This is a genomic window from Serratia nevei (genome assembly GCF_024160145.1).
Lineage (GTDB): Bacteria > Pseudomonadota > Gammaproteobacteria > Enterobacterales > Enterobacteriaceae > Serratia > Serratia nevei_A.
The window spans coordinates 1-250 of sequence record NZ_JAMYWQ010000210.1 but is presented as its reverse complement, the minus strand read 5'-3'; the positions used below and the strand labels follow the sequence as shown (position 1 = coordinate 250).

Genomic DNA, 250 nt, shown 5'->3' with positions numbered 1-250 from the left:
GAAACAGGTTAATATTCCTGTACTTGGTGTTACTGCGAAGGGGGGACGGAGAAGGCTAGGCTAGCCGGGCGACGGTTGTCCCGGTTTAAGCGTGTAGGGGGTGTGACCTGGTAAATCCGGTTGCATACTAACCCTGAGGCGTGATGACGATGCACTACGGTGCAGAAGTAGTTGATGCCCTGCTTCCAGGAAAAGCCTCTAAGCTCTAGGTAACATTGAATCGTACCCCAAACCGACACAGGTGGTCAGG

1 rRNA gene is annotated in these 250 nt (G+C 53.2%); it reads left to right on the top strand.

The window, feature by feature from the left end:
• Positions 1-250: ribosomal RNA gene (locus tag M6G53_RS25410) — 23S ribosomal RNA — on the top strand; the annotation flags it as partial.